The 24,863-nt window shown below is 40.7% G+C and carries 21 protein-coding genes, 1 tRNA gene, 1 pseudogene and 1 other annotated feature; of the genes and pseudogenes, 2 read left to right on the top strand and 21 right to left on the bottom strand.

What is annotated here, in order from left to right:
- Positions 1–9: 9 nt before the first annotated feature.
- From DW059_RS01670 to galE, 8 genes are all read right to left on the bottom strand, one after another.
- The gene (locus tag DW059_RS01670) at positions 10–327 is read right to left on the bottom strand and encodes a L7Ae/L30e/S12e/Gadd45 family ribosomal protein (protein WP_022242579.1); all 318 of its coding nucleotides are present in this window, start codon (positions 325–327) and stop codon (positions 10–12) included.
- Positions 314–592: an RNase P modulator RnpM gene (rnpM, locus tag DW059_RS01665; protein ID WP_022242580.1), complete on the bottom strand. Its 279-nt coding sequence runs from the start codon at positions 590–592 to the stop codon at positions 314–316. Before rnpM ends, DW059_RS01670 begins: the two co-directional genes overlap by 14 nt.
- Positions 579–1,739: a transcription termination factor NusA gene (nusA, locus tag DW059_RS01660; protein ID WP_117697162.1), complete on the bottom strand. Its 1,161-nt coding sequence runs from the start codon at positions 1,737–1,739 to the stop codon at positions 579–581. The genes rnpM and nusA overlap by 14 nt, the downstream gene beginning before the upstream one ends.
- A 51-nt stretch (positions 1,740–1,790) precedes the next feature.
- Positions 1,791–2,258 carry a ribosome maturation factor RimP gene (gene rimP / locus DW059_RS01655; RefSeq protein WP_022242582.1) on the bottom strand — a complete coding sequence of 156 codons (468 nt, stop codon included), beginning with the start codon at positions 2,256–2,258 and terminating at the stop codon, positions 1,791–1,793.
- A 144-nt stretch (positions 2,259–2,402) separates the two neighbouring features.
- On the bottom strand, positions 2,403–3,062 hold the full coding sequence (locus DW059_RS16270) for a hypothetical protein (RefSeq protein WP_242986053.1): 660 nt from the start codon (positions 3,060–3,062) through the stop codon (positions 2,403–2,405).
- Positions 3,059–5,038, bottom strand: a complete 1,980-nt coding sequence (gene pulA, locus DW059_RS16265) for a type I pullulanase (RefSeq protein WP_242986052.1) — start codon at positions 5,036–5,038, stop codon at positions 3,059–3,061. The genes DW059_RS16270 and pulA overlap by 4 nt, the downstream gene beginning before the upstream one ends.
- A gap of 398 nt (positions 5,039–5,436) precedes the next feature.
- Positions 5,437–5,508: transfer RNA gene (locus tag DW059_RS01640), tRNA-Glu, on the bottom strand.
- 84 nt (positions 5,509–5,592) lie between these two features.
- Entirely contained in the window at positions 5,593–6,609 is a 1,017-nt protein-coding gene (galE, locus tag DW059_RS01635; RefSeq protein ID WP_022242586.1) for a UDP-glucose 4-epimerase GalE, read from the bottom strand.
- Between the two features lie 184 nt (positions 6,610–6,793).
- On the opposite strand from galE, the gene DW059_RS01630 reads away from it, so the two are divergent.
- A complete protein-coding gene (locus tag DW059_RS01630; RefSeq protein ID WP_117697160.1) occupies positions 6,794–7,636 on the top strand; it encodes an AraC family transcriptional regulator in 843 nt (280 codons plus the stop codon).
- On the opposite strand, the gene spoIVA is transcribed toward DW059_RS01630, so the two are convergent.
- The 9 genes and pseudogenes from spoIVA to DW059_RS01585 all read right to left on the bottom strand — a co-directional run bounded on the left by spoIVA (position 7,616) and on the right by DW059_RS01585 (position 17,370).
- Positions 7,616–9,103 carry a stage IV sporulation protein A gene (gene spoIVA, locus DW059_RS01625; RefSeq protein WP_117697158.1) on the bottom strand — a complete coding sequence of 496 codons (1,488 nt, stop codon included), beginning with the start codon at positions 9,101–9,103 and terminating at the stop codon, positions 7,616–7,618. The two genes, DW059_RS01630 and spoIVA, sit on opposite strands and share 21 nt — an antisense overlap.
- 52 nt (positions 9,104–9,155) lie before the next feature.
- Positions 9,156–10,085 (bottom strand): diacylglycerol/lipid kinase family protein, encoded by a 930-nt coding sequence (locus DW059_RS01620; RefSeq protein ID WP_117697157.1) that lies wholly within the window; start codon positions 10,083–10,085, stop codon positions 9,156–9,158.
- Position 10,086: 1 nt separating this feature from the next.
- A complete protein-coding gene (gene malQ, locus DW059_RS01615; RefSeq protein ID WP_117697155.1) occupies positions 10,087–11,604 on the bottom strand; it encodes a 4-alpha-glucanotransferase in 1,518 nt (505 codons plus the stop codon).
- 25 nt (positions 11,605–11,629) lie between these two features.
- Entirely contained in the window at positions 11,630–12,640 is a 1,011-nt protein-coding gene (locus tag DW059_RS01610; RefSeq protein ID WP_117697153.1) for a LacI family DNA-binding transcriptional regulator, read from the bottom strand.
- Between the two features lie 54 nt (positions 12,641–12,694).
- Positions 12,695–13,578: pseudogene (locus tag DW059_RS01605) on the bottom strand (carbohydrate ABC transporter permease).
- Positions 13,578–14,420: a carbohydrate ABC transporter permease gene (locus tag DW059_RS01600; RefSeq protein ID WP_117697151.1), complete on the bottom strand. Its 843-nt coding sequence runs from the start codon at positions 14,418–14,420 to the stop codon at positions 13,578–13,580. Before DW059_RS01600 ends, DW059_RS01605 begins: the two are co-directional and overlap by 1 nt.
- Before the next feature lie 86 nt (positions 14,421–14,506).
- Complete coding sequence (locus DW059_RS01595; protein ID WP_117697149.1) at positions 14,507–15,901, bottom strand: ABC transporter substrate-binding protein; 1,395 nt, start codon at positions 15,899–15,901, stop codon at positions 14,507–14,509.
- A gap of 230 nt (positions 15,902–16,131) precedes the next feature.
- Positions 16,132–16,542, bottom strand: coding sequence for a C-GCAxxG-C-C family protein (locus tag DW059_RS01590; protein ID WP_117697147.1), 411 nt, complete (start codon positions 16,540–16,542; stop codon positions 16,132–16,134).
- A 90-nt stretch (positions 16,543–16,632) separates the two neighbouring features.
- The gene (locus DW059_RS01585) at positions 16,633–17,370 is read right to left on the bottom strand and encodes a class II aldolase/adducin family protein (RefSeq protein ID WP_117697145.1); all 738 of its coding nucleotides are present in this window, start codon (positions 17,368–17,370) and stop codon (positions 16,633–16,635) included.
- 228 nt (positions 17,371–17,598) lie between these two features.
- Here DW059_RS01585 and DW059_RS01580 point away from each other — a divergent pair, with 228 nt between their 5' ends.
- Positions 17,599–18,873, top strand: coding sequence for a chloride channel protein (locus DW059_RS01580; RefSeq protein ID WP_117697143.1), 1,275 nt, complete (start codon positions 17,599–17,601; stop codon positions 18,871–18,873).
- A gap of 171 nt (positions 18,874–19,044) precedes the next feature.
- On the opposite strand, the gene DW059_RS01575 is transcribed toward DW059_RS01580, so the two are convergent.
- The 4 genes from DW059_RS01575 to DW059_RS01560 all read right to left on the bottom strand — a co-directional run bounded on the left by DW059_RS01575 (position 19,045) and on the right by DW059_RS01560 (position 24,771).
- Entirely contained in the window at positions 19,045–20,748 is a 1,704-nt protein-coding gene (locus tag DW059_RS01575) for a proline--tRNA ligase (protein ID WP_117697141.1), read from the bottom strand.
- A gap of 72 nt (positions 20,749–20,820) precedes the next feature.
- Positions 20,821–21,048: a binding site (T-box leader), on the bottom strand.
- Between the two features lie 38 nt (positions 21,049–21,086).
- On the bottom strand, positions 21,087–21,725 hold the full coding sequence (locus DW059_RS01570; RefSeq protein ID WP_117697139.1) for a DUF4340 domain-containing protein: 639 nt from the start codon (positions 21,723–21,725) through the stop codon (positions 21,087–21,089).
- Positions 21,725–23,830 (bottom strand): Gldg family protein, encoded by a 2,106-nt coding sequence (locus DW059_RS01565; RefSeq protein WP_117697137.1) that lies wholly within the window; start codon positions 23,828–23,830, stop codon positions 21,725–21,727. The genes DW059_RS01570 and DW059_RS01565 overlap by 1 nt, the downstream gene beginning before the upstream one ends.
- Positions 23,830–24,771: an ABC transporter ATP-binding protein gene (locus DW059_RS01560; RefSeq protein ID WP_117697135.1), complete on the bottom strand. Its 942-nt coding sequence runs from the start codon at positions 24,769–24,771 to the stop codon at positions 23,830–23,832. Before DW059_RS01560 ends, DW059_RS01565 begins: the two co-directional genes overlap by 1 nt.
- Positions 24,772–24,863 lie beyond the last annotated feature (92 nt).

Genomic DNA, 24,863 nt, shown 5'->3' with positions numbered 1-24,863 from the left:
CTACCTCCGTTATTCAGTTGTTAACAGTTTCAATTGCTTTATGACGGCTTTGGCAAGACCTTCGTTGGTAACTGCCAATGATGCCCGAAATTCTTTTCCAATATGATGTCCGAGACTCTCCTTATCAGCATAAGCATAAAATGGCACTTCATAAAAGCTGCACATATCACGGAAATGTTTCTTCGTATTATCTGAAGCATCTCCTGCGACAATGACCAGATGAGCCTTTCCTTCTTTTACCGCTTTCTCTGTTGAAAATTCTCCGCTTGCAACATTTCCTGCCTTGGCAGAAAGTCCAAGCATGGATAACACCTTATCTTGTTTCAATATTCTGCATCTCCTTTTGCAACTCCTCATATATTTCTTCCGGAATCGCCATTTTCAAAGATCTTTCCAAGCCCTTTGTCTTTTTTGCTGCCAAAAAGCAATCCATATTCGGACAGATATATGCGCCTCTTCCATTCTTCCTTCCAGTGGAGTCCACTACAAGTTCATCTTCCGGCGTATGAATAATCCGAATCAGTTCTTTCTTGCTTTTCATTTCCTGGCATCCTACACATTTCCGCATAGGAATCTTCTTATTCGTTGCCATCTATGAACTCACCATCTCCTGCGTTTTCTTCTTCATAACCTTCCTCATAACCCTCTTCATACTCCTCATCATAGTCCTCGTAATCATTTTCATAATCCATGAATTCACCGGACTCTCTTGCCTGTGTCTCACTCTTGATATCAATCTTGAATCCGGTCAGTCTTGCAGCAAGTCTTGCATTCTGTCCTTCTTTACCGATAGCAAGGGATAACTGATAATCCGGAACAACAACCTTTGCGCTCTTCTCTTCGCCATCTGCGATTACGGAAATAACTTTTGCTGGGCTTAATGCGTTCTCGATTAACATAGCAGGATTCTCATTCCAGTTAATGATATCAATTTTCTCACCGCGTAATTCACTTACGATAGCATTTACCCTGGCTCCATTCATACCTACACATGCTCCTACCGGATCTACATCAGGGTCATTGGAGTAAACAGCAATCTTTGTTCTGCTTCCTGCTTCACGGGCAATACTCTTAATCTCTACAATACCATCCTTTACTTCAGTAACTTCTGCTTCAAACAGACGTTTTACTAATTCCGGATGTGTTCTTGAAACCATAATCTTTGGTCCCTTTGGTGTAGATTTTACTTCCAGAATATATACCTTGATACGTTCGGTCGGTTTGAATACTTCACCCTTTACCTGCTCATTTTCAGTAAGAATGGCATCTGCTTTACCAAGATTAATGGAAATATTTTTTCCAACATATCTCTGTACAATTCCGGTTACAACGTCTTTTTCCATGCTATAATATTCGCTGTAAATTGCTTTTCTTTCTTCCTCACGAATCTTCTGTAAAATTACGTTCTTTGCATTCTGTGTTGCAATACGTCCAAATTCTTTGGATTTAACTTCTACATTTACCACATCACCAAGATTATACTCAGAATCAATCATGCGTGCATTTGCAAGGCTGATTTCTGTTACATCATCTTCTACTTTTTCCACTACGGTCTTCTCAGCAAGCACATGGAACTCGCATGTTTCCGGGTCAATATTTACTTTAATATTATCTGCCTTTCCAAAATGGTTTTTGCATGCAGTCAGCAGAGAATTCTCAATTGCCTCAAGTAAAGTCTCTTTGCTGATATTTTTTTCCTGCTCCAGTATTGTCAATGCTTCCAACAACTCGTTATTCATTTCTTTATCCTCCTATATACTTATTTTCTAAGTTGTATGCTATGTTAATGATTAAAAATCGATGGCAAGACGGATTAATGCAATATCCTTCTTATCAAATACCTTCTGTCCATAAGATTCGTCTTCAATTGTTACGGTATTCTCATCATATGCACTTAAGACTCCACAAAATTCCTTTTCATGATCTATGGCACGATACAGACGTATCTCCACTTCTTTTCCCATAGAACGGACATAGTCCTTTTCTTTCTTCAACGGTCTGCCAAGTCCCGGCGAACTCACTTCAAAAATATAAGAGTCTTCCACATAATCTTCCCGATCCAGAATCTCATTCATTTCCCGTGCTACCATTTCACAGTCATTGACGGTAATTCCGCCTTCCTTATCAATGTAAGCCCGTAAGTACCAGTCGGAACCTTCCTTGACATATTCCACATCTACCAGTTCAAAATGATACTTATCAACGATTGGCTGAATGAAGCTTTCTGTCTTCTGTTCATAAATTTCTTTTCTGGACATGTAACCACCTTTCCATCTGCTTAAATTTTGTTCTAAACATGAATTGAGAGTGGACGCAACGCCCACTCTCAAAGCCTAAATCATCATGTACTGTATTATTATAGCACTATTTTCTTAAATTGCAAGATTTTATTTCCAAATTATCTACTTTCTGCCGGCTTTTCCTGCCTTTTTCTGTGAACAGACAGAACAGGCTGCAATCACTACGGCAACCAGAAGTGTAAATACATATGCCATCCATGCCGGTAATGTTCCTGCAGATGCTACTGCTGTACTGCCATTTCCATCACCTTTTACTAAAATCAATGCAGAAACCGGTGCTACTTCTGCTGTTCCGGAAATTGTTCCAATCGTATCTGTTCCTGCTAAAGTATCATTGACGCATACATTCCAGCTTCCTTCCGGAAGTGTTACTTCTTTATTCTCATTATTGGCATTGAAGATCACATACATTCCATCTGCTGTCTCTCCGTCAACACCGCCGGTAATTTCAAACGCTACTACATTATCATCTAAATCTTCCACCGGAGTCACATGTGCTTTTACATCCTCTGCATTATCAAGGCGAAGCACCGGATGTGCCTTACGGAATGCAATCAGTCCTTTATAATACTGGTAAACATTCTGATACTGTTCATCTTCCAGATTACTCCATTTTAAGCTGTTTACTGAATCTGGTGAGGCATAGCTGTTTTCATCAAGACCACCATCTGCTTTCACTTTGCTTCTTAAGAATTCTTCTCCTGCCTGCATAAACGGAACACCCTCTGCCGTCATATAAATGGCTGCTGCAAGATTGTTCATGCGGATTCGCTCCTCCACGAAGCTTCCGGAGTAGAACGGATAATACGATCCATCAGGGAAAGATTATCGTGACAGGATGCGTAGTTAACGGACTGGGAAGGTGTAGTACACCATTCCGGTGATAATCCCATAAAGCATTTCTGTAAAGTCTTCTCTTTGCCATTTGCTCCGGATACAAAACCCTTTTCTGTAGTTGAAAATGTATTTCCTTTTAACAAATCTCTTAACGTATCACTGAAAAAAGCCATTTCCGGTACTTCTGTGGAATTGGTCTGTGTTGTCATGGAATATCCTTCTTTGGTAAGGCTTGTCTGCATCGACCATCCTTCTCCGTAGAAGATAACATCCGGGTGGTCTTTGTGCACTTCCTCGATTACCTCGTTCATGGTTTCCGTATCCAAAAGTCCTACCAGGTCAAAACGGAAGCCATCAATATGATATTCATCTGCCCAGTATTTCACAGAGTCCACAATATATTTCTTCACCATGGAACGCTCGGATGCTGTGTCATTTCCACAGCCGGAACCATTAGAATAAGTCCCATTATCATTTACTCTTGAGAAATACTCCGGCACAATTACGTTAAAACAGAATTCTCCTGCATTGTATACATGATTGTAAACCACGTCCATAACGACACTGATATCATTATCATGTAACGTCTTTACCATTTCTTTAGCTTCTTTCACCCGGACTTCTCCATGATATGGATCCGTGGAATAAGAGCCTTCCGGTACGTTGTAGTTGACCGGATCATATCCCCAGTTAAACTGCGGTGTATCCAGCTTTGTTTCATCTACGGAACCATAATCATAAAACGGAAGTAAATGTAAATGTGTGATTTCCAAATCCTTGATATGGTCAAGTCCGGTCGGAACACCATTTTCAGTTGTGGTTCCGGTCTCTGTCAGTCCTAAATATTTTCCAACGTTTTCAATTCCGGAACTGGAATCTGAAGAGACGTCACGGATATGCATTTCATAAATAACAGCATCATTAATACCCTCTCCGGCATGTGGGTTACTGTCACTGTCCCACCCTTCCGGATTGGTGGATTCCAAATCAATTATCATGGCACGTTTTCCGTTGACACCTGTGGTTCTTGCATATGGGTCATTGGCTTCTTTTTCCTCACCATTAATGGTAACGGTATAAGTATAATAGGTACCATTTAAATCTCCATCCTTTGATGCCACCCAGGTTCCGTTTATATCTGCAGTCATTGGAATGGATTCGATTAAATCATCGGTTCCTTCTGTTCCTGATTCATAGAGATTTACAGAAACAGCCTGTGCGGTTGGTGCCCAGAGACGGAACGCTGTGCTGTCTTTTGTCCAGGTTGCACCAAGGTCATCTCCGTCATAAGTATATTCTTCTTCAAATTCTTTGGTGGAATATACGCTCGGCATCACTACTTTATATTCAGTTCCTTCGTATGTAATCTGATAGCTCTTATAAGCATCTAATGGTTCTTCCACAACTACCTGATATACGAAATCATCATCTTGTGTTACTTCTTTGATAGTAACCGCCACACCATCGGCACTCTTAATGGAAAATGCCTGCATCAGATCCCCTTCAATTGCTCCGGTCATCTGAACGGTTACCGCGCTTTCCCCATCATATTTGGCTCCGGATAATTTAGTTCCGGTTACAGCATCATCACCATATTCTTTGGTATATCCTTTCACACCGGACTCCACATAAATATCCACAGTGCCGGATACCATCTCGGAAATATCAATAAACTGGTCTTCATCAACATCCTTGGTCCAGTCTGCTGTACGCACAATAAATCCAACAGAGGTTGTACCCGGTGTTACTTCCATGGTTGCCACATGGTCACCATCTTCCTCTGCCAGTTCATAAGCTGCACCATCCGCACCTTCTCCCCACATCCAGACATCCCATCCATCGTAATTGTCGTCTGCTCTGTGGTAATGCAGCTTAATCAAAAGTTCGTCAGCCTTTACCATTGCCGCATCTGAGACTACTGAAAAACAGTCATCATGATAAGCAGCAATGCCATCCCCAATGCTTTTCCTCTTCTCTTCATGTCACCCTCCATCATACATTTGTTAGATTTGCTTATTTTTTCCTTGTTTATTACCGGAAACATAGTAAATTATAACATAATATATGCTGATTTGGAAGAGATATTTTCGTAAATTTTAGTTAATTATTGCAATTCGAATTTTTACGCAAAATAGTATAAACACACTTTGCGAGTTTCTCGAGTTATCGCAGTGCTTGCCAAATCTGCATGCAAGCATGCGATTTTTCTCGCTACTCGCGTAAATAAAAAATGCTGTAAAACCATTATCTGGCTTTCAGCATCTTCTATGGGTTGGGCTATTAAATTATTAATAGTGAGCAGTTCATAGGGGAATCGAACCCCTGTTTCCGCCGTGAGAGGGCGGCGTCTTAACCGCTTGACCAATGAACCGGACAAGTGATACTATAACACGACGCCCTCTAAATTGCAAGCACTTTTTTTAATTTTTTTGCAATTTTTTTCTTCAGCTTCTTTCTAGTCCTCATATCCATTTGGATTATTCTTCTGCCATCTCCAGGAATCGGCACACATTTCACGAATGCCAAACTCTGCTTTCCAGCCAAGCTCCCGCTCTGCCTTTGAAGGGTCGCAATAACAGGTCGCAATGTCGCCGGCACGACGTGGCTTAATGGAATAAGGAATCTTTACGCCTGTTGCTTCTTCAAAATTCTTTACAATATCAAGTACACTATAACCATGTCCGGTACCAAGATTGTAAATACTTAATCCGGCATTTTCCTCAATCTTCTTTAATGCCTTTACATGTCCCTTTGCCAGGTCTACTACATGAATGTAGTCTCTTACCCCGGTTCCGTCCGGTGTATCATAATCATTTCCAAATACGCCAAGCTCTTTTAACTTTCCAACTGCCACCTGGGTAATATATGGCATCAGATTGTTCGGAATTCCATTCGGGTTTTCTCCCATAGTCCCGCTCTGATGTGCTCCGATTGGGTTAAAATATCTTAATAAGATAACATTCCATTCCGGATCAGCTTTCTGCATATCCATAAGAATCTGCTCTAACATGGATTTCGTCCAGCCATATGGATTGGTACACTGTCCCTTCGGGCATTCCTCTGTGATTGGAATCTGTGCCGGATCACCATATACGGTCGCGGAGGAAGAAAAGATAATATTCTTGCAGCCGTGCTGGCGCATCACATCTACTAATGTCAATGTTCCTGCAATGTTGTTATTATAATATTCCCATGGCTTTACCACAGATTCTCCAACTGCTTTTAATCCTGCAAAATGAATGCAGCAGTCAATCTTCTCTTTTTCCATGATTTCATTTAAGATATCACGGTCTAATATATCTCCACGGTAAAATGTAACTTCTTTTCCAGTAAGCGCTTTTACACGCTCTAATGATTTTTCGCTGGCATTGGATAAATTATCCAGCACTACTACGTCATAGCCTGCCTGCTGTAATTCCACGCAGGTATGACTTCCGATATAACCTGCTCCACCTGTAACTAAAATAGACATATTCTCCACTCCTTTGTACTAAAATATGTATTTTCGTGTTCCTTACAAATAAGAGTATACCTTATATTCCTGTATTTGAACAGTATCTATTGTATAAACAATATGTATTTTTGTTGCATCTGCAAAGGACAGCCTCTATAATATATCTATAATCTATCTGCAAATTCCAGAAGGGAGGCATACGATGGACCCAAAATATAAGAATTCTTATAAAGTAAATAAAAAAGAACTGGTTTCCCTTTCCGTCTATAATGTCGGTTTCCAGAAATGTGAACCTCTTTACCAGTGGGGACCGGGAATCCGTGACCATTATCTGATTCATCACATTCTATCCGGCAAAGGATATTATTCTGTTGGTGGTAAAGTTTATGCCCTTTCCACCGGAGATACCTTCCTTGTCTACCCTCAGACCGAAATCACCTATTATGCAGACGAAAAAGACCCGTGGGAATATGCCTGGGTAGGCTTTAATGGCAGTGACGCTGCCATTATTTTGAATGCCACAGATTTTTCCAGGGATTTTCCACTGATTCACCAGACGCCGCTTTCCGAATCCATCCGGGAACACCTTCTCGGTATCTATGAAGCCCGCGGAAATGATTTCATGGATTCTGTAGAAATGACCGGACGACTCTATCAGACGCTGGCTCTTTTTATGAAACATGCCAGCAATAATGAACAGTATAACAGTTCCAGCAACTATGTCCAGAAAGGAATTGCCTATATTTCCGCCAACTATTCCTATCCGATCCGCGTAGATGATATTGCTGATTATGTAGGCGTAAGCCGGAGCCATCTGTACCGCTCTTTTGAAACCATACTGGGTCAGTCTCCGAAAAATTATCTGACCCAGTTTCGTTTAAAACAGGCATGCTATCTCTTAGAACACTCCAGCCTATCCATTACTGCTGTAGCTAATTCCGTAGGCTTTGACAATGGGCTGCATTTTTCCAAGACGTTCCACAAGCTGAAAGGAATATCGCCCCGGGATTACCGGCTTGCATCCTTAAATAATAATACAGACTAATCCGCCATTATTATCATTTACAACCTTCTGCATGGTATCCTGCAGCTTCATCTGGCTTTCATCATCCATCATGCCAATCTTGCTGCGGATACCGTCTTCCATCAGTTCTCCAATGGATTTTCCAAAAATGCTGGTTCCCCAGACTCCATCTTCTGTGCTCTGTCCCTCTTTGATATAATGAATCAGGTCGTTTGCCTGCTCTTCACTTCCTACAATCGGTGCAATCTCCGTTTCAATATTTGCCCGGATCATATGAACAGACGGTGCTACTGCCTTAATTTTTACGCCGAATTTATTACCATGTTTAATCAGCACCGGATCATCCATTTTAATATCTGAAAGCTTCGGACTCACCACTCCATATCCTTTCATTTCTACCGATTGTACCGCATCCGCTACTTTCTCATATTCCTTACGTTTCTCAGAAAGCTCCTTTATCATGGAAATAAGCTGGTATTCCCCGGTCACTTCTGTTCCAGTCAGTTCACTGATATTTTCATAATAATACTGATCTGCAATATCCAGCCGGATATCTGCTGTGCCATTTTCCAGATTCACCGCCTGCATCATCATATTGGAAATGTAATCTCCCTCCGGAGCCATCTTGTAATCCATCAAATCTTTTATCAGTGTTACTTCCGACAGCATTTTTCCAGCATTTGCAACCACATTTTCTTTGATTGGATGACTCATTTCCAACATTTCTACCCATTTCGGAAGAAAGAAATTCATCTTCACCACCGGGAATTCATAGAGGATACCCTTCAGCACTGCATAGACATCTTCTTTTCGAAGCTGCTCACAATTCAGTGGAAATACACTGACTTCATATTTTTCTTCTAATTCTTTTGCCAGTTGTGCCGTTTCCTCGCTGTATGGTTTTACGGAATTCAGTACCATAACAAAGGGTTTTCCGATTCTCCGCAGCTCTTTTATGGTTTCTTCCTCACCTTTCACATAATTCTCCCGCGGGATATCTGTGAAACTGCCATCTGCAGTTACTACAATTCCAATGGTTGCATGGTCATTAATAACCTTTCTGGTCCCGACCTCTGCTGCCTTTGTAAAAGGAATTTCCTCTTCAAACCAAGGCGTCTTTACCATTCGCTCCACGCCATTTTCCAGATGTCCGGTGGCACCCTCTACCATATAACCCACACAGTCAATCAACCTCACTTTTACTTCGGTATCTTCGCCAAGCCGGATTTTTGCAGCATCTTTTGGAATAAACTTCGGCTCTGTTGTCATAATGGTTTTCCCCTGGGCCGCCTGTGGCATTTCATCCACCGCACGCTGGCGGCTGTTTTCATCCTCCATAAACGGAAGTACCATCAGCTCCATGAAACGTTTGATAAAAGATGACTTTCCGGTCCGCACAGCTCCAATCACACCTATGTAAATTTCCCCATTTGTCCTTGCACTGATATCTTTATACATATCGTAAGTGCCTGTATTAAAATTTTCCATATAAATTCCTCCTGCCTATACTGTTATATGTATATGCAGGAGGAAGTCACCATTATAACAAAATATTCAGTTTTCCTGAAAGACATCTAAACTCTGCGTGTGTCACATCCCCGCAATATTCTCCGTCAGCATGCAATACCATTGGCTTTTCCAAATCCACGCTGAATTTTCTGCAGTTATGGATATCAAAGCACTTAAATCCTGTATGTTTTCCCTTTACCAGAAATGGCAACAGGAAAAAGGTGCGCCACCTTGCCACTCCATAGCCACAGCAGACCGAAAATTCTCCATCCGTAGCCACGGCCTCCGGAGCCATCGGCACTCCACCGCCTTCACAATACTGATTCATTCCAGCAATAAAAATCATCCGGGGAATCGGCTCTTCCACTTCATCGTCAAATACTATCTTCGCCTCTGCTGTCGGCATGGTAAACAGGGATTTTATCGTAAGACAGACGTAGGTTAATGAACCAAGTCCCAGTTTATTTAATGCTTTCTTTAATCCGGAATGCAGTGCCTGTTTACATACATCCGCATCCAGTCCAAGACCGGAACTAATTGCAAAAATCTTCTGTTCCTTCTGTCCTTCTTCCACCCAGCTGACGCAGCCTAAGTCAATCGGCGTTGTCTCTTCCGCCTGAAGTATCCGCTCTAAATTTTCTGTAGGTGTTCCATTGATTTTCATACCTCTTGCGAAATCATTCCCAGAGCCGGTCGGTATGTAGCCAAACCGGATTTTTTCAAAATCATGCATCCCGTTCAGTACTTCATTTAACGTACCATCACCACCGACCACAATAAGATACACTTTTTCTCTATCAATATCACATACACGGTCTGCAAGCTTCTTCGCATGACCCTCATACTCTGTAAAATGTGCTTTATACCTTATTTCATGCTCCAGAAGGTAATTCTGCAGTTCCTCCCAGACCCGTTTGGACCTGCCGCCTCCCGAGGTATTGTTTACTATAAAATGATACATTTTATTCTGCTGTTTCTAAAGCTTCCAGCTCTTCTTTTGTTTTTCTCTTTCTACAGTAGATTTCCATATTTTTGCAGACTTTCTTTGCAAGTGCCGAAGTAATCTGTCCATCTACTGCACGCCATTTCCAGTTCATGCCAAGTGTAGATGGTGTATTCATACGTCCTTCACTGCCAATTCCAAGAATATCCTGCATCGGAACAATAGCCATATCACCAACACAGCCCCATACTGCTTTCATGGTGCCCCAGTTATATCCTTCTTCTTTGTTTAATCTTAAATATTCTTTGGCATATTTAACGCTTTCCTTTGGAGCCGTCTTAAACCATCCCATAATGGTATCATTATCATGAGTTCCAGTATAAACAACACAATTCTTTTGATATGTATGTGGAAGGTAATCACTCTCTTCTCTGCTGTCAAAAGCAAACTGGATTAACTTCATTCCAGGGAAACCGGTATCCTTTAACAACTGTTTTACGGACGGTGTTAAATAACCCAGATCTTCTACAATAATATTTAATCTGCCAAGTTTCTTTTCCAGAGCATTGAACAGGTCCATACCAGGACCTTCTCTCCACTCTCCATTTCTTGCTGTCTTATCCTTTGCAGGAATTGCGTAATATGAATCAAAACCTCTGAAGTGGTCAATACGAACAACATCATACAATTCAGACATTGCTTTGATACGTTTTGTCCACCAGGTATAACCATCCTTCTTCATTGTATCCCAACGGAATAACGGGTTACCCCATAACTGTCCATCATCAGAGAACGCATCTGGAGGACATCCGGATACATCAATTGGATCCAGGTTCTCATCTAAATAGAACTGTCCCGGATTTGCCCATACATCTGCGCTGTCACCAGCAACATAAATAGGTACATCACCGATAATCTGAATGCCTTTTTCATTAGCATATGCTTTCAGCTCTGTCCACTGTTTGAAGAACAGATACTGCAGCATTTTCCAGAATTCAACATCATCTGCAAATTCTTCTTTCGCATTTTCAATTGCTGATGGTTTGCGGAGTTTTAAATCTTTCTTCCATTCAAACCATGCAACCCCGCCATTTGCATCCTTCAATGCCATAAACAGTGCATAGTCCTCTAACCAGTCACTGTTTTTCTCACAAAAGTCCGCAAAATCATCCGGTAATGCTTTTTTAAAGCGCTGATATGCTTTTTTCAATAAAGGAAAACGGTTTTCATAAAGTGTTCCATACTCTACAAATTCCGGATTTTCTCCCCATTCATAGCTTAAACATTCCTTTTTTGTCAGTAACTTATCCTTACAAAGATAATCTAAGTCAATAAAATATGGATTCCCCGCAAAGCTTGAAAATGACTGATACGGAGAATCTCCATAACTGGTTGGGCATATCGGTAATATCTGCCAGTAAGTCTGTCCTGCTTTATCCAAAAAGTCTACAAATTTTCTGGCTTCCTTTCCCATTGTACCAATTCCGTATGGTGACGGAAGTGAAGATATATGCATTAATATCCCACTTGTTCTCATAATTAAATTCCTCCTGCAAACTAGATTATTTTCCTATCTCACGAACACTTTCCCCCAGTGCAAGTTCAAAAGGTATTATCTCATGTACTGCCTTGGTTTTCAAGTCAATTGTACGAAATAGTATTTCAAGACTGCGTTGTGCCATCGTCTGGTACCGCTGTCTTATAGTGGTCAGCTTTGGATTATAGTAATCCGCCATTGGTATTCCGTCAAACCCCACAACGGAAATATCATCCGGTACCAACAGGCCTCTGTCTCGTATCGCACGAATTGCTCCAATTGCCATGACATCACTCATCGCAAATATAGCAGTCACATCCTTTGCCTTCTCCAAAAGTTTTTCCGTAGCCCGATATGCACTTCCAAAGTCAAATCTTGCTTTCACAAAATATTTATCGTAATCAAATATTCTTCCCTTTTCACCAAAGCATTTCTCGCACCCGATATAACGCTGTTCACTGACATAAGAAGAACTTAAATTTCCTCCAATTACCCCAATATGAACATGCCCCTGATTCACCAGATAATTCATGGCACATTTCGCCGCTTCCACATCATCTGTTGCTACACTGGACAGGTTCGGAAAGCCAAGATCTTTTCCTGCAGTAGACACTAATACCGATGGAACTTTTACTTCATGAAACTTTTCCCTGAAAAATGCAGGATTACCTCCGAGGAATAAAATCCCCAGAGGTTTTCTTTCACGACACTGAATAATTGCCTGTTCTACTTCATTTTCTTCTTCATCCAGATATATCATATTCAATGTATAACTGGTCTTATTTACAATCGTCTGAATTTCTTCTGCTATCCCTGAAAAAACCATATTTGACGTACCTTTTACCAGTACGCAGATGGTTTTAGAGGCAATCTGTTTCAAATGCTTCGCATTTCCATTTGGAACAAAATTGTGTTCTGCAACAATCCGCCGAATCTTCTTTTCTGCTTCCGGACTCACATCATCCCTGTTATTCAGAACCCTCGACACAGTACTTACTGAATACCCGGATTCTTTTGCAATATCTTTTATTGTCATGTTTTGTCCTGCCTTTACACTATATCTATAGCGAAATACTTATTATATAAATGCTTAACCTTTTACAGCTCCTGCAACAACGCCTTCGATAATATATTTCTGACAGATCCATAGAAAATGATAATTGGAAGAATTGCCAGTACCAGCATAGCCATCATTGCACCCCAGTCGATAGAGCCATATCCACCTTTCAAATACTGAATTGCAATCGGAATCGTTTTCCATTTTCTGATATCGAGTACCAGATATGGAAGAAGGTAGTCATTCCAAATCCACATTACCTGAAGAATTGCAACTGTAATTGCCGTAGGCTTTAAAATCGGAAATACAACCTGGAAATATGTCTGAATCGGACTGCATCCATCAATCATTGCTGCTTCTTCGATTTCAAGCGGGATACTCTTTACAAAGCCGGTAAACATGAATACCGCAAGTCCTGCTCCAAATCCAAGATATACTAAAATGATTCCAACCGGATTTCCAAGATGTAACATATTGGACAGCTTGGATAATGTAAACATTACCATCTGGAAAGGTACAATCATGGAAAACAGGCAAAGGCAATATAAACCTTTTGAAAACTTATCATTCACGCGGATGATATACCATGCACACATAGATGTGCAGAGAATAATTACCGCAACAGAACATACTGTGATAAATAATGATGTTCCAAACGCATTAAAGAAGTTAATCTTGCGGATACCTTCTGCATAGTTGGTTAATCCAACAAATGCCTTCTGTACTCCGGCAACAAATCTGTCCCATCCGTCAGTCATTTTAAACGGTCCTAACTGGAACGGGAATCGGTTAATATATGCCTTTAATTTAAAGGAGTTCATAAATACGATTACAATTGGAAGTACCCACAGTACACTTAAAATAGTAAATATAATGGTAAAAATCCAGCCATGTTTTGCTTTTCTTACATTACTCATTACTGCTGCACCTCCTTACGTCTGGTCAGATAGTTCTGTCCAAGTGCAATTATTGCTACCAGAATAAAGAATACAACTGCTTTTGCCTGACCAACGCCTTCCCATCCGTTTCTACCATAGAAAGTATCATAGATGTTCAATGCTAAAAGCTGTGATCTCTTTGCAGGTTCACCTGCTGTCAATGCTAAGTTCTGGTCGAATAATTTAAATCCGTTGGTCAGTGTTAAAAATGTACATACGGTAATAGATGGCATTACCATCGGTAAGGTTACATTTTTAAGTACCTGCCAGGAAGTTGCCCCGTCGATTTCTGCAGCTTCAATCAAATCTCCAGGAATATTCTGGATACCTGCGATATAGATAATCATCATATAACCTATCTGCTGCCAGCACATCAGGATAATCATACCCCAGAAACCATATTTTTCATTATATACCAATGTTCTGCTGTAATTTGCGAGAATACCATTGAAAATCAACTGCCAGATATATCCTAATACAATACCACCAATCAGGTTCGGCATGAAGAAAATGGTACGGAACGCATTTGTTCCTCTAATACCCTTTGTTAAAAGCATCGCAATTACGAATGCAAAAAAGTTAATGGCAAGCACAGAAACAATTGTAAAGAGTGCTGTATACCATAATGAGTGAACAAATGTCTCATCTCCAAAGATTTTGGTATAGTTAGATAGTCCTACAAACTTTGCATCCGTAACAGTTGTGAATTTACAAAAAGAAAGATAGATACCCATAGCAAAAGGAATTATAAAACCAATTGTAAATGCAACTAACGTTGGAAGTGCAAAAAGAGGAAAATATTTTTTAATTGATTTGTTCATAATATTTTTCCTTTCCCTTTTATAAAGGGCAGGCGATATCCGCCCGCCCTTTTTTCACATATCGTTCTAATTATATGTGATAAGTCTTACTCGTTTGCTGCTGCGTACTCAGAAGCCCAGCCATCAACGAATGCAGTTACAACATCATCCCAGGAACCTGTTCCAGCAGCATAAGCTGTTAATGCAGAACCTACGCCATCTTTCCAAGCCTCAGAAGGCATTGTTGTAAAGCACCATGCTACAGAAGTCTTACCATCTGCAATGTACTGGTTAGCTGCATCCATGAATGCATTGCTTGCCTGATATCCATCATCAAATGTATCAAATGGTGTTGTGAAGCCCATCTGGTTAGCAACAACGTCACGTCCTGTGTCACTTGTAATAACCCAGTTCAAGAAATCTTCTGTTGCTTTGATGTTTTCTTCAGAAGCATTAGCATTAATACACCAGTAGTTCTCAGATCCTGTACAAAGTCCCTGATTCTCTTCTCCATCAACTCCGATGTAGATAGGCATCATTCCAAGGTCATCATCTGTTAATACACCAGCATTGATAATATCATTGTATGCCCATGTACCATTCTGATAGAATACAGCTTCACCTAAGCCAAATTCAGCTGTTGCATCATCACCAGTCTTGCTTGCTAACATAGAGCCTTCGCAAGTAGAATCTGTTGTGTATAAATCCCAGATCTGTTTGTAGTTATCAAGGTAAGTTCCTTTGATAGCATCTGTAGATCCGATTCCATCTGCTTTGTATTCATAGTAGATTGGAAGGTTTGCTAAATGGGTTTTGAATCTCCAGTCAGAAGATGAATCCATACCTGCTGAAGTAAATGCACCCTTAAGGTCATATTCAGGACCAGCTGCTTCACTTACTTCTGCAAGTCTTGACTGAATATCATCTGCTACTTCTTTTAATTTTGCAAAGTTGTTGATTTCATCGATAGAAGTAACTTTAGCTCCATCCATTCCGCAATATGCGTTTAATACTGTTTTGTTGTAAATAAGACCATAAGTCTCAAGTACATATGCAATACCTTTTACTTCATCTCCATCTTTCAGTACAAAGTCATCACTCTTAACATGTGAATAAACATCTGTTCCTGATAAGTCTGCACAGTAATCTTTCCATGTTGCAAGACCAACCGGTCCGTTTACCTGGAAAAGTGTAGGTGCATCAGATTTAGCCATCTCAGACTTTAAAGTCTCTTCATATGTACCAGATGCTGCTGTAACAACTTCAACTGGAACACCAGTCTCATCTGTGTAAGCTTTTGCAAGATCCTGCCACTGCTGATCCTGTTCTGGTTTGAAGTTCAAGTAGTAAACAGAACCACTTGCTGCTTCTTTGTTGTCATCTGTCTTCTCTGTTCCTGCTGCATTATTGTCAGCTGTTTTCTTGTCGTCGCTTCCACATCCAGCAACCATAGCTGCTGTCATAGATACAACTAACATGAGAGATACTAATTTTCTTTTCATAGTACATCCTCCTAAAATATAATATGCTGTCCTTCCTGAAAACCTCTTCCCCAATCTGTATTCCGACTCGTCTGAAACCTGGTTGGTTACGTTCTCGGTAACGTTTTCAGTGGATGTATATAATATAACCCCATTACTCAAAAATAGCAATGGGGTTTTTAACATTTTGTACACTTATATAATTTTAGCATTCTGTTTTTGTGCACTTTTACCATAAAATTGTGTTTTTTCTATGAAAACAAGTGCTCTGCTATACGGACTGCATCTTCAATACAGCCATCGCAGCTCCGCAAAATCTTTCCGGTTTCAATTCCTTTTAATTCTTTACAGATATGAGAGCCGTTTTTTTCATCAAATGCTGCTGTCAGTCCCTTTACTGTCTGATATGTTCTGCCTTTGGTCATGCCCTTTTCAATTGCTCCCGAGCTTCCCAGTGCTCCTGCAATCATATACATGCCGGTTACTGCTCCACAGGTTCCCTGCATATCTGCCATTCCTGCGCCGAATCCTTCGGACAGACGGAATAAAGTTTCCTCGTCAATTCCAAGCTTATCACTGTAACTGCATAATACTGCCTGCGCACAGTTATAACCACTGTGATGTTTTTCTTCTGCTAATTTTACTCTTTCTTCTATTGTCATCTTCTAATCTCCTTTTTCTGTTTCCCGCTATTCTCTGTAATAACTTTTTCTTGCTTATAAAATGCTGCCTTCTGCCAAACGTTTTCTTTTCTATCCATCTGGCAAAAGATTTTTCCTGCGGATACACTCACGGCAGCTTTCAAATAATAATTTCTTACTGCCACAGACTGTTTCCGGATTCTTCATTCCTGCCTTTTCCCGCATCAGACACAATTTGTGTACCGTATCTGCATCCAGCTCCCGGTCCATTTCCATCATTTTACTCTGGTAAAGAAGTCTTGCATATAATTCTACCGACTCCATCCGGTAATAAGCTTCCGTCAGGTCCTTTCCATAAGTCAGTGCCCCATGATGCGCTAAGAGCAACGCATCAAAATAGTCAAGATATGGTGCAATGGCATCTGGTATTTCCTGCGTAGACGGCAGGCCATATTCTGCTACCGGCACACAGCCAAGACTTACAATGGATTCTGATATGATTGCACGATTTAATGCCTGACCGCCAATTGCAAAGGTTGTGGCATATGGCGGATGTGCATGTACAACTGCTCTTACATCCGGACGTTTTTCATATACTTTCAAATGCATCTTCATTTCAGAAGACGGGCGGAACCCATCCTGACAGGATAAGACTTCTCCCTGCAGATTTATCTTACATAAACATTCTTCCGTCATATATCCTTTGGATATTCCGGTTGGCGTACACAAAATTTCATTCTCTGATATACGCACAGAAAGATTACCATCATTGGCAGCTACCATTCCGCTCTGATAAATTCTTTTTCCAATCTCTATCATCTGCCGACGTATCCTGATTTCTGATTCCATCTTTCTTCCTCCATTGCCTGTAATTTCCAGATTTTATAGAAAGCCTTCACTTATTATAGTCACCCCGGTTATTTTTTGCAAATAAAATTCTCTTCATTTATCTCTTCATTCATCTTGTAAATTTATTTCCAGAATGCTACTATTTCTTATAGAATATATATTTTTCAGAAAATACAAACAATTTCTGCTTATAATATTTACTTTATATAAAAAAGGAGTTACTACATCATGAACGAACCAGTTACCAAAGAACTTGTGATACATAAAATCAAACACAATCTGCGCCGTCTGCGTACCGCCATAAAATGGATTATTTTTTCTATTCTGTCCGGTCTTCTCATCGGTATGGTTGGAATTGCCTTTTACTTTGGCATGACATGGGTCACCGATACAAGAACTGCTTATCCATGGCTCATCTTCTTTCTTCCGCTGGGTGGAATCGTGATTGTACTGCTCTATCATCTTCTCCATGATGAAAAGGATACTGGAACCAACCTGGTGCTTTCCGCCATCCACTCTGGGGATGAAATTCCACTGCGTATGGCTCCGCTTATTTTTATCTCCACCTTAATCACACACCTCTTTGGTGGTTCTGCCGGCCGGGAAGGTGCAGCACTTCAGCTTGGCGGAAGCATCGGAAATTCTCTCGGAAGACTTTTCCGTTTTGATGAAAAAGATAAACATATTATGATTATGTGCGGCATGAGTGCTGCTTTTTCCGCCTTATTCGGAACACCGATGGCTGCCGCTATTTTTCCGCTGGAAGTAGTCAGTGTCGGCATCATGCACTATTCTGCATTAGTGCCATGCGTTATCTCTGCTTTAGTAGCACATGGTCTGGCATTACACTTTCAGATTGCGCCGCCGTCCTTTGCTATTTCAGACATTCCGGAATTCGGAATTTCTTCTGCAGTTACCGTAACGATTCTTGCCGTTTTATGTGCATTGGTCAGTATCCTGTTCTGTATTTCCTTACATTACAGTGAAACCATTTACCGTAAATTTATCAAAAATCCTTACCTTCGTGCTGCGGCAGGCGGCTGCATCATTATTCTCCTCACCCTTCTGGCAGGTAATCAGGATTACAACGGAACCGGCGTTAATATTATTTCCAAATGCTTTGACGGCACAGTGGCACCGGAAGCTTTTCTTTTAAAAATTATTTTTACTGCCCTGACTCTTGGTGCCGGCTTCAAAGGTGGCGAAATTGTTCCTACTTTCTTTATCGGTGCAAGCTTCGGCTGTCTCTTTGGAACGTTAACCGGTTTCTCCCCAACCTTATGTGCCGCCATCGGTATGGCCGCCATTTTCTGTGGTGTCACCAACAGCCCGATTACTTCTTTGCTGATCAGCTTTGAAATGTTCGGCTTTGCTGCAATGCCGTTCCTGCTTCTTGCGATTGCATTCAGTTATATGCTCTCCGGCTATTACGGACTGTACCGCAGCCAGAAGATTATGTATTCAAAATTTAAGACAAGCTATATTAATAAACAGACGCACTAACTACGAGAAACACGCTTTGCGAGTTTCTCGAGTTATCGCGGTGCTTGCCAAATCTGCATGCAGGCATGCGATTTTTCTCGCTATTCGCACAAAAAGAACTTCTGCTGATTGTTTTCCAACCGGCAGGAGTTCTTCTCATATCATTCACAATATGCTATTTTTAATCTCTTCTTATAAGTATTTCTGAATCTCTTCAAATACGTTTTCTACCGGAACCTGTTCCTTTAAGGTCTTATCACGGGATGTCACTTCTACGATTCCCTGCTTCATATTTCTAGGACTTACGATAACACGAAGTGGAATTCCAAGAAGGTCTGCATCGGCAAACATAACACCGGCACTTACGGTACGGTCATCATAGATAACTTCAATACCGGCATTCTGCATTTTCTCATATAAATCATCAGCAAAAGCCTTTACTTCTTCATTATCCGGTCTTACTGCACAAAGGTGGACCTGCCATGGAGCAATTTCTTTTGGCCAGATTGGACCATACTCATCATGATGGGCTTCACATACAGCAGCAGCAAGTCTTCCGACACCGATTCCATAGCAGCCCATGATTGGAGTCTGTCTCTCACCATCTTTATCTACATAAGTCATCTTCATGGACTTGGTATATTTGGTTCCAAGCTGGAAGATATTTCCCACTTCAATACCTTTAGAAATACGGACGGTCTTCTTACCACATTTCGGGCAGATTCCGCCTTCGTATACCTTAGCAAAATCATGATATTCTGCGTCTTTTACATCACGCTCCATATCAAGTCCTTTGAAGTGGTATTCCTCTTCATTTGCTCCGCAGGATAAGTTATTTCTTCCTTCCAGAGACTTATCATATAAAACCACATGAGGTGCATTGATATGTAAGCCAACCGGTCCGATATAGCCTGCATTTAATCCGCATTCTTCTGTAATAACAGCAGCATGAATCTGATCACCAAGATAATTAACAAGCTTGGTCTCATTGATTTCCAGATCGCCACGGATAAATACAACCACATAGCTGTCATCTGAATTTTTCTGATAAACAACTGCTTTACAGGAGTTGTTTGTCTTATCGCCAAAGAATTCACAGATATCTTCAATGGTATGGATATTTGGTGTATGAACCTTTTCCAGTTCTGCTGATTCTGCGGCTCTTGGAATGTCAGAAATATTTTCTGCAGCTTCCATATTTGCTTTGTATCCACAATCATCACAAAGTACAATGGAATCTTCTCCAATCGGAGTAAGAAGCATGAACTCATGGGAAAGACTTCCACCCATCATACCGGAATCAGATGCAACGGATACCACTTCCGGAATACCGGCTCTTTCAAAAATACGCTCATATGCCTTGTGTACTCTCTGATAATACTGTTCCAAATCTTCCTGGCTGGTATGGAAGGAATATGCATCCTTCATGGTAAATTCTCTCACACGGATTAATCCGGCACGAGGTCTTGCTTCATCACGGAATTTGGTCTGAATCTGATAAATCATAAAAGGATATTTGGTATAGCTCTGTGCATACTCACGAACCAGCTGTACGGCTGCTTCTTCATGGGTCATACCAAGTACCATCCTGGCACCGTTTCTGTCTGTGAAACGAAGCAGCTCGTCTCCGATGCTTTCATATCTTCCGGATTCTTCCCAGATAGATGCAGGCATAACAACCGGGAACTGAACTTCCTGTCCGTCTACCTTGTCCATCTCTTCACGAAGAATCTGCTCAATCTTACGTGTAATTCTCTTTAATGGCAGGAATGAAGAATAGATACCATTTGCCACATATTTGATGTATCCACCTTTTACCATAAGTGCATGACTGTCAATCACACAATCTGCCGGTCTCTCTTTAAACCGGTCACCAACTAATTTTTCCAGTTTCATTTTCTTATCTCCTTTTTCTATTCTTGCAACTCATCTGCTTAAAGCAATATAAAAGCCCTAAGCTATGATTTAGCTTAGGGCGAATGTTTCATCCGTGGTACCACCTAAATTCAGGACTGCTCCTGCACTCCGGCACATCTTCTTATGCCTTCTCTCTGTAACGGGAGAACCCGACATACCTTCACTTCTGCTTGGATATGCAGCTCCAAGACTGGTTCATCATCTTCCGTCAAAAACTCTCACCTGCCGTTTTCTCTCTGAAGGCTTCCAATGATTACTATTTCTCTTCCACACTTTCTCATATATTTTACCAACGGATATTTTACTTGTCAATCCTTTTATTCCGCAATTTCGGTTGTGCTTTCCGTATCCCCGTCTTGTAGAGTATCAGCTTCTTCTGTCTCTTCCGGCTGTTCAGTCGCCGATTCCTCAGTACTCTCCGTTACTGTAAGATCCGCGATTCCTTTCTGATAAGTGGTATATACTGCACTTCCTGCCAGATAAATACTATCAGACTGATCCGTCTTTACATAATACTGGCTCAGCATGTCATTTTTATTTCCGATCAGAAGTGTTGTTGTTCCATCCCCTGTCGTCAGGGTAATGGTATTTGACGGCGTTTCAAGCCCATACTCTGATAAGTCCTCATAATCCCTGATTTCCTGGTCTGCTGTAAGCTGTGCTGCGGTGATAACCAATGGTTCCACGGCATCCTGGTCTAATGCAATGCTTTTATCTGCCTCATAATACCAGGTGTCATCTTCTTTTACAAAAGACAGTGTCTCATTATTATACTGATAAGAAAATGCATTTACATCTTCTGTGTTAACATCTGTCACCATAACTTTGGATGCTTCTTCCTCTTCCTGTTTTTTCTGTTCCTGGCTCTTATTCCACTTCGTCAGGCCAACCCATGCAACAATACAGATAAAAAGCAGGATGCATAAAGCAATCAACTGTTTTTTCTGTTTCTTCATTACTTCTTTCTCCTTCTCATCCAGATTACGATACCGATTGCAAGAAGCAATAACGGAATTACTGCAATGCCGATTACAGCTGATGCAATGACAACCGAAGCCGGTACGGTCAGAGTACTGCTGTCATATTCTTTGACCGGAATCACAACTGCTGAACTGCTGTCTTCCGGAATATAGCTTGCAATGGATTTTGAAAATACGGATAAATTATTTCCGGATACCATACTGTCTGCATCATCCGTAAACATACTCATGGAAGAATATACAAGAATATCTGCGATTGTATCATCCATGGTTTTTTCCGCCTTTAATCCTACCGTAAACGGTCCTGTAATATCATCCTCCGTCTGCTCTAAGGAACTTGTAGTATCTGTCTTACTGTACGCTGCATCCGAAGTGGTAAGTAAAGGTGTATAGGTTACATTTTCGGTATCGGTATTATAGGTAAGACCTACTGCATACGGTGTAAATACATAGCCATCCACACCGGAGGTCAGTGCACTGCTTTCTACATTTGGTAAAAGATAATATGGTGCCTGATAATAAGAACCGGTATTGCTCTCCATCACCATTCCATCTACTGCAGTAATGCCAAACTCATTTAAAACCGAATAAAAATTACTCATATCAGCATCTGTATAAGATAGCGTTACAAAAAGTTTTCCACCTTTATTGATATAATCAATTACTTTTGACGCATCATCGGATGAAAAATCAGAGGTCGGTCCATTGATAATAAGTGCCTGTGCATCTTCCGGAATGCTGTCTGCCTGCATCAGGTTGAGGCTGTTTAAAGTGACATTTGCTTTCTCAACAGCATCTTTAAAATCACCGTTCAATGCTGTCTCACCATGTCCCTGCAGTTCGTATATAACCGGCATTTCATCCGATGTGACATAGGAAATGGCACTGGTAAGCTGTCCCTCTCCATCATAACCTGTAGTCTGGCTGCTATAAGTACTGTAATCTATACTGGTCTCATAAATATTGCTGTAATTAATTACTTTGGAACGTTTACTGCTTTCTACAATCAGACTCTTTCTGGTGATAGATGTATCATCCGTATAATCCCGGTAAAAATTCGGATAAACGGAGGGGTCTTTATATTCTACCGAAATATGGGAAGATTCGCCTTCATAACGCTTTAATGTCGTTGCAAGAGTATCATCCATATTTCCTTCCGCTTCCAGAACATAAATTGTGACATCCTCATCCAGATTATGAAGAATCTCTTTTGTATCATCAGAAATGGAATACATCTTCTGTGCTGTCAAATCAATAGACGTAATGGAAGATGGCAATGCATTTACTACAAGGTTTACTGCAACTGTAACAACGATTCCGATCACAACCATGGCAGAACTGAATACGCCAAGCTTTAATTTCTTACTGCTCATACTCCAGCGACGCTTCTGTATGGACTGTACCGTCAGGAACAAAAACAGGATAATCATGGAAATATAATATACAATGCCGGATACATCAAGAATTCCCTGCATCAGCATATCCATGTGTTTTGTCAAATCATAACAGCCTAAAATCTTTGTAATCATATTTCCATTCTGTGAAATCAGATTGGTAATTCCGGTCATCAGATATCCCACAAAGAGAAATACAAAGGTTAATACTGCAGAAATTACAATACTTTCTGTCAGTGAAGATACAAAGGTTCCAATGGCAATACAAGTCATACCATATAACCAGAAACCCAGTACTCCCACATAGCTCTTTGCAAAAGCAACGTTTCCATATGCTGACATAATTAACGGTGCCAGACACATAACCGCTACACTGATGGTAAATACGGTTCCGGTGGCGAGATATTTTGCCAGAACCACTTTTTCTACTGATACCGGCGAAGTTAAAATCAGCTGGTCTGTCTTATTCTTCCGCTCCTCTGCCAGGGTACGCATCGTAAGAATCGGCACAGTAACCAGAAACAGAAACGTTACTGCTGATAAAGTACTGCTGATATCTGTCGAACCATAATACATATTGTATACATAAAAATAAAGGCCAAACAGTGCCAGTGTTGCTGCAATAAAAAGCCATCCTGTCACCGTCTGAAAATAAGATTTTAATTCTCTTTTCCATATTGCACGCATTATTCTTCCTCCTTTGAAGTAAGTTCAAGAAAGATATCTTCCAGTGATTTACCACCATTTATCATTTCCAAAATCGGCATATCACTTTCTGCGCAAATATGAAAAATCTCTTCTCTGACATCTTTATTTTTTTCTGCCGTTACAGTCACCTCAGTAACTCCATCCTCCGGCAGTTCTTTCGTCTCTACTGCAGTAATATGTTCTGCATCTGCAAAAACTTCTTTTACTTTTTCTTCTTCAGCTTTTAATTTAAGCTCGATTACCTGTCCACCGGACATCCGCTCTACCAGTTCTTCTGTTTCTTCCGATGCAACTAATTTTCCATGGGAAATAATAAATATGTAATCACATACTGCCCGGACTTCCGAAAGGATATGGGAACTTAAAATTACAGTATGCTTCTTGCCAAGACTCTGAATCAAATCACGGATTTCAATAATCTGTTTCGGGTCTAAGCCTACTGTAGGCTCATCTAAGATAATAACTTCCGGATAACCTAAAATTGCCTGTGCCAGTCCGACTCTCTGCCGGTATCCTTTGGACAGATTTTTAATCAGTCTGCCTTTCATATCAGTAATCTTTGTGGTTGCCATGGCATCTTCTACATATGGTTTCCGGTTCTCCTTTGGAATCTTCTTAAGTTCTGCTGCAAACAAAAGATATTCTTCTACCGTCATATCCATGTATAAAGGTGGCAGCTCTGGCAAATAGCCAATACATTTCTTTGCTTCCTCCGGCTGTGCCAAAATATCAAATCCATTGATTTTAATGGTTCCCTCTGTTACCCCCAGATATCCGGTAATCATGTTCATTGTAGTTGATTTGCCTGCGCCATTCGGTCCTAAGAAGCCATAAATTCTTCCCGGCTCAATAGTAAGATTCAAATCATCTACCGCTACATGCGTCCCGTATTTTTTCGTCAAATGACTAATCTCTATCACGTCTCTTCCTCCTTATAACATCTTACCTCAGAAAGTCTATGAGAAAGTTGTGTTAAAAAGACGATGTTTTTGTGATAAAAATGCGGTCAAAC

Origin of the sequence: Roseburia sp. AF42-8 (genome assembly GCF_003435965.1) — a bacterium.
GTDB lineage: Bacteria > Bacillota > Clostridia > Lachnospirales > Lachnospiraceae > Roseburia_C > Roseburia_C amylophila.
Note: the sequence above shows the minus strand (reverse complement) of the source record. Positions and strands in the feature narration are given on the sequence as shown.

Excerpts from the sequence above, each read along its gene's own strand:
- rnpM (WP_022242580.1), bottom strand. The coding sequence starts at position 592 with ATGGCAACGAATAAGAAGATTCCTATGCGGAAATGTGTAGGATGCCAG.
- nusA (WP_117697162.1), bottom strand. The coding sequence starts at position 1,739 with ATGAATAACGAGTTGTTGGAAGCATTGACAATACTGGAGCAGGAAAAA.
- rimP (WP_022242582.1), bottom strand. The coding sequence starts at position 2,258 with ATGTCCAGAAAAGAAATTTATGAACAGAAGACAGAAAGCTTCATTCAG.
- DW059_RS16270 (WP_242986053.1), bottom strand. The coding sequence starts at position 3,062 with ATGAACAATCTTGCAGCAGCCATTTATATGACGGCAGAGGGTGTTCCG.
- pulA (WP_242986052.1), bottom strand. The coding sequence starts at position 5,038 with ATGGTAAAGGCTGACGAACTTTTGATTAAGCTGCATTACCACAGAGCA.
- galE (WP_022242586.1), bottom strand. The coding sequence starts at position 6,609 with ATGTCTATTTTAGTTACAGGTGGAGCAGGTTATATCGGAAGTCATACC.
- DW059_RS01630 (WP_117697160.1), top strand. The coding sequence starts at position 6,794 with ATGGACCCAAAATATAAGAATTCTTATAAAGTAAATAAAAAAGAACTG.
- spoIVA (WP_117697158.1), bottom strand. The coding sequence starts at position 9,103 with ATGGAAAATTTTAATACAGGCACTTACGATATGTATAAAGATATCAGT.
- DW059_RS01620 (WP_117697157.1), bottom strand. The coding sequence starts at position 10,085 with ATGTATCATTTTATAGTAAACAATACCTCGGGAGGCGGCAGGTCCAAA.
- malQ (WP_117697155.1), bottom strand. The coding sequence starts at position 11,604 with ATGAGAACAAGTGGGATATTAATGCATATATCTTCACTTCCGTCACCA.
- DW059_RS01610 (WP_117697153.1), bottom strand. The coding sequence starts at position 12,640 with ATGACAATAAAAGATATTGCAAAAGAATCCGGGTATTCAGTAAGTACT.
- DW059_RS01600 (WP_117697151.1), bottom strand. The coding sequence starts at position 14,420 with ATGAACAAATCAATTAAAAAATATTTTCCTCTTTTTGCACTTCCAACG.
- DW059_RS01595 (WP_117697149.1), bottom strand. The coding sequence starts at position 15,901 with ATGAAAAGAAAATTAGTATCTCTCATGTTAGTTGTATCTATGACAGCA.
- DW059_RS01590 (WP_117697147.1), bottom strand. The coding sequence starts at position 16,542 with ATGACAATAGAAGAAAGAGTAAAATTAGCAGAAGAAAAACATCACAGT.
- DW059_RS01585 (WP_117697145.1), bottom strand. The coding sequence starts at position 17,370 with ATGGAATCAGAAATCAGGATACGTCGGCAGATGATAGAGATTGGAAAA.
- DW059_RS01580 (WP_117697143.1), top strand. The coding sequence starts at position 17,599 with ATGAACGAACCAGTTACCAAAGAACTTGTGATACATAAAATCAAACAC.
- DW059_RS01575 (WP_117697141.1), bottom strand. The coding sequence starts at position 20,748 with ATGAAACTGGAAAAATTAGTTGGTGACCGGTTTAAAGAGAGACCGGCA.
- DW059_RS01570 (WP_117697139.1), bottom strand. The coding sequence starts at position 21,725 with ATGAAGAAACAGAAAAAACAGTTGATTGCTTTATGCATCCTGCTTTTT.
- DW059_RS01565 (WP_117697137.1), bottom strand. The coding sequence starts at position 23,830 with ATGCGTGCAATATGGAAAAGAGAATTAAAATCTTATTTTCAGACGGTG.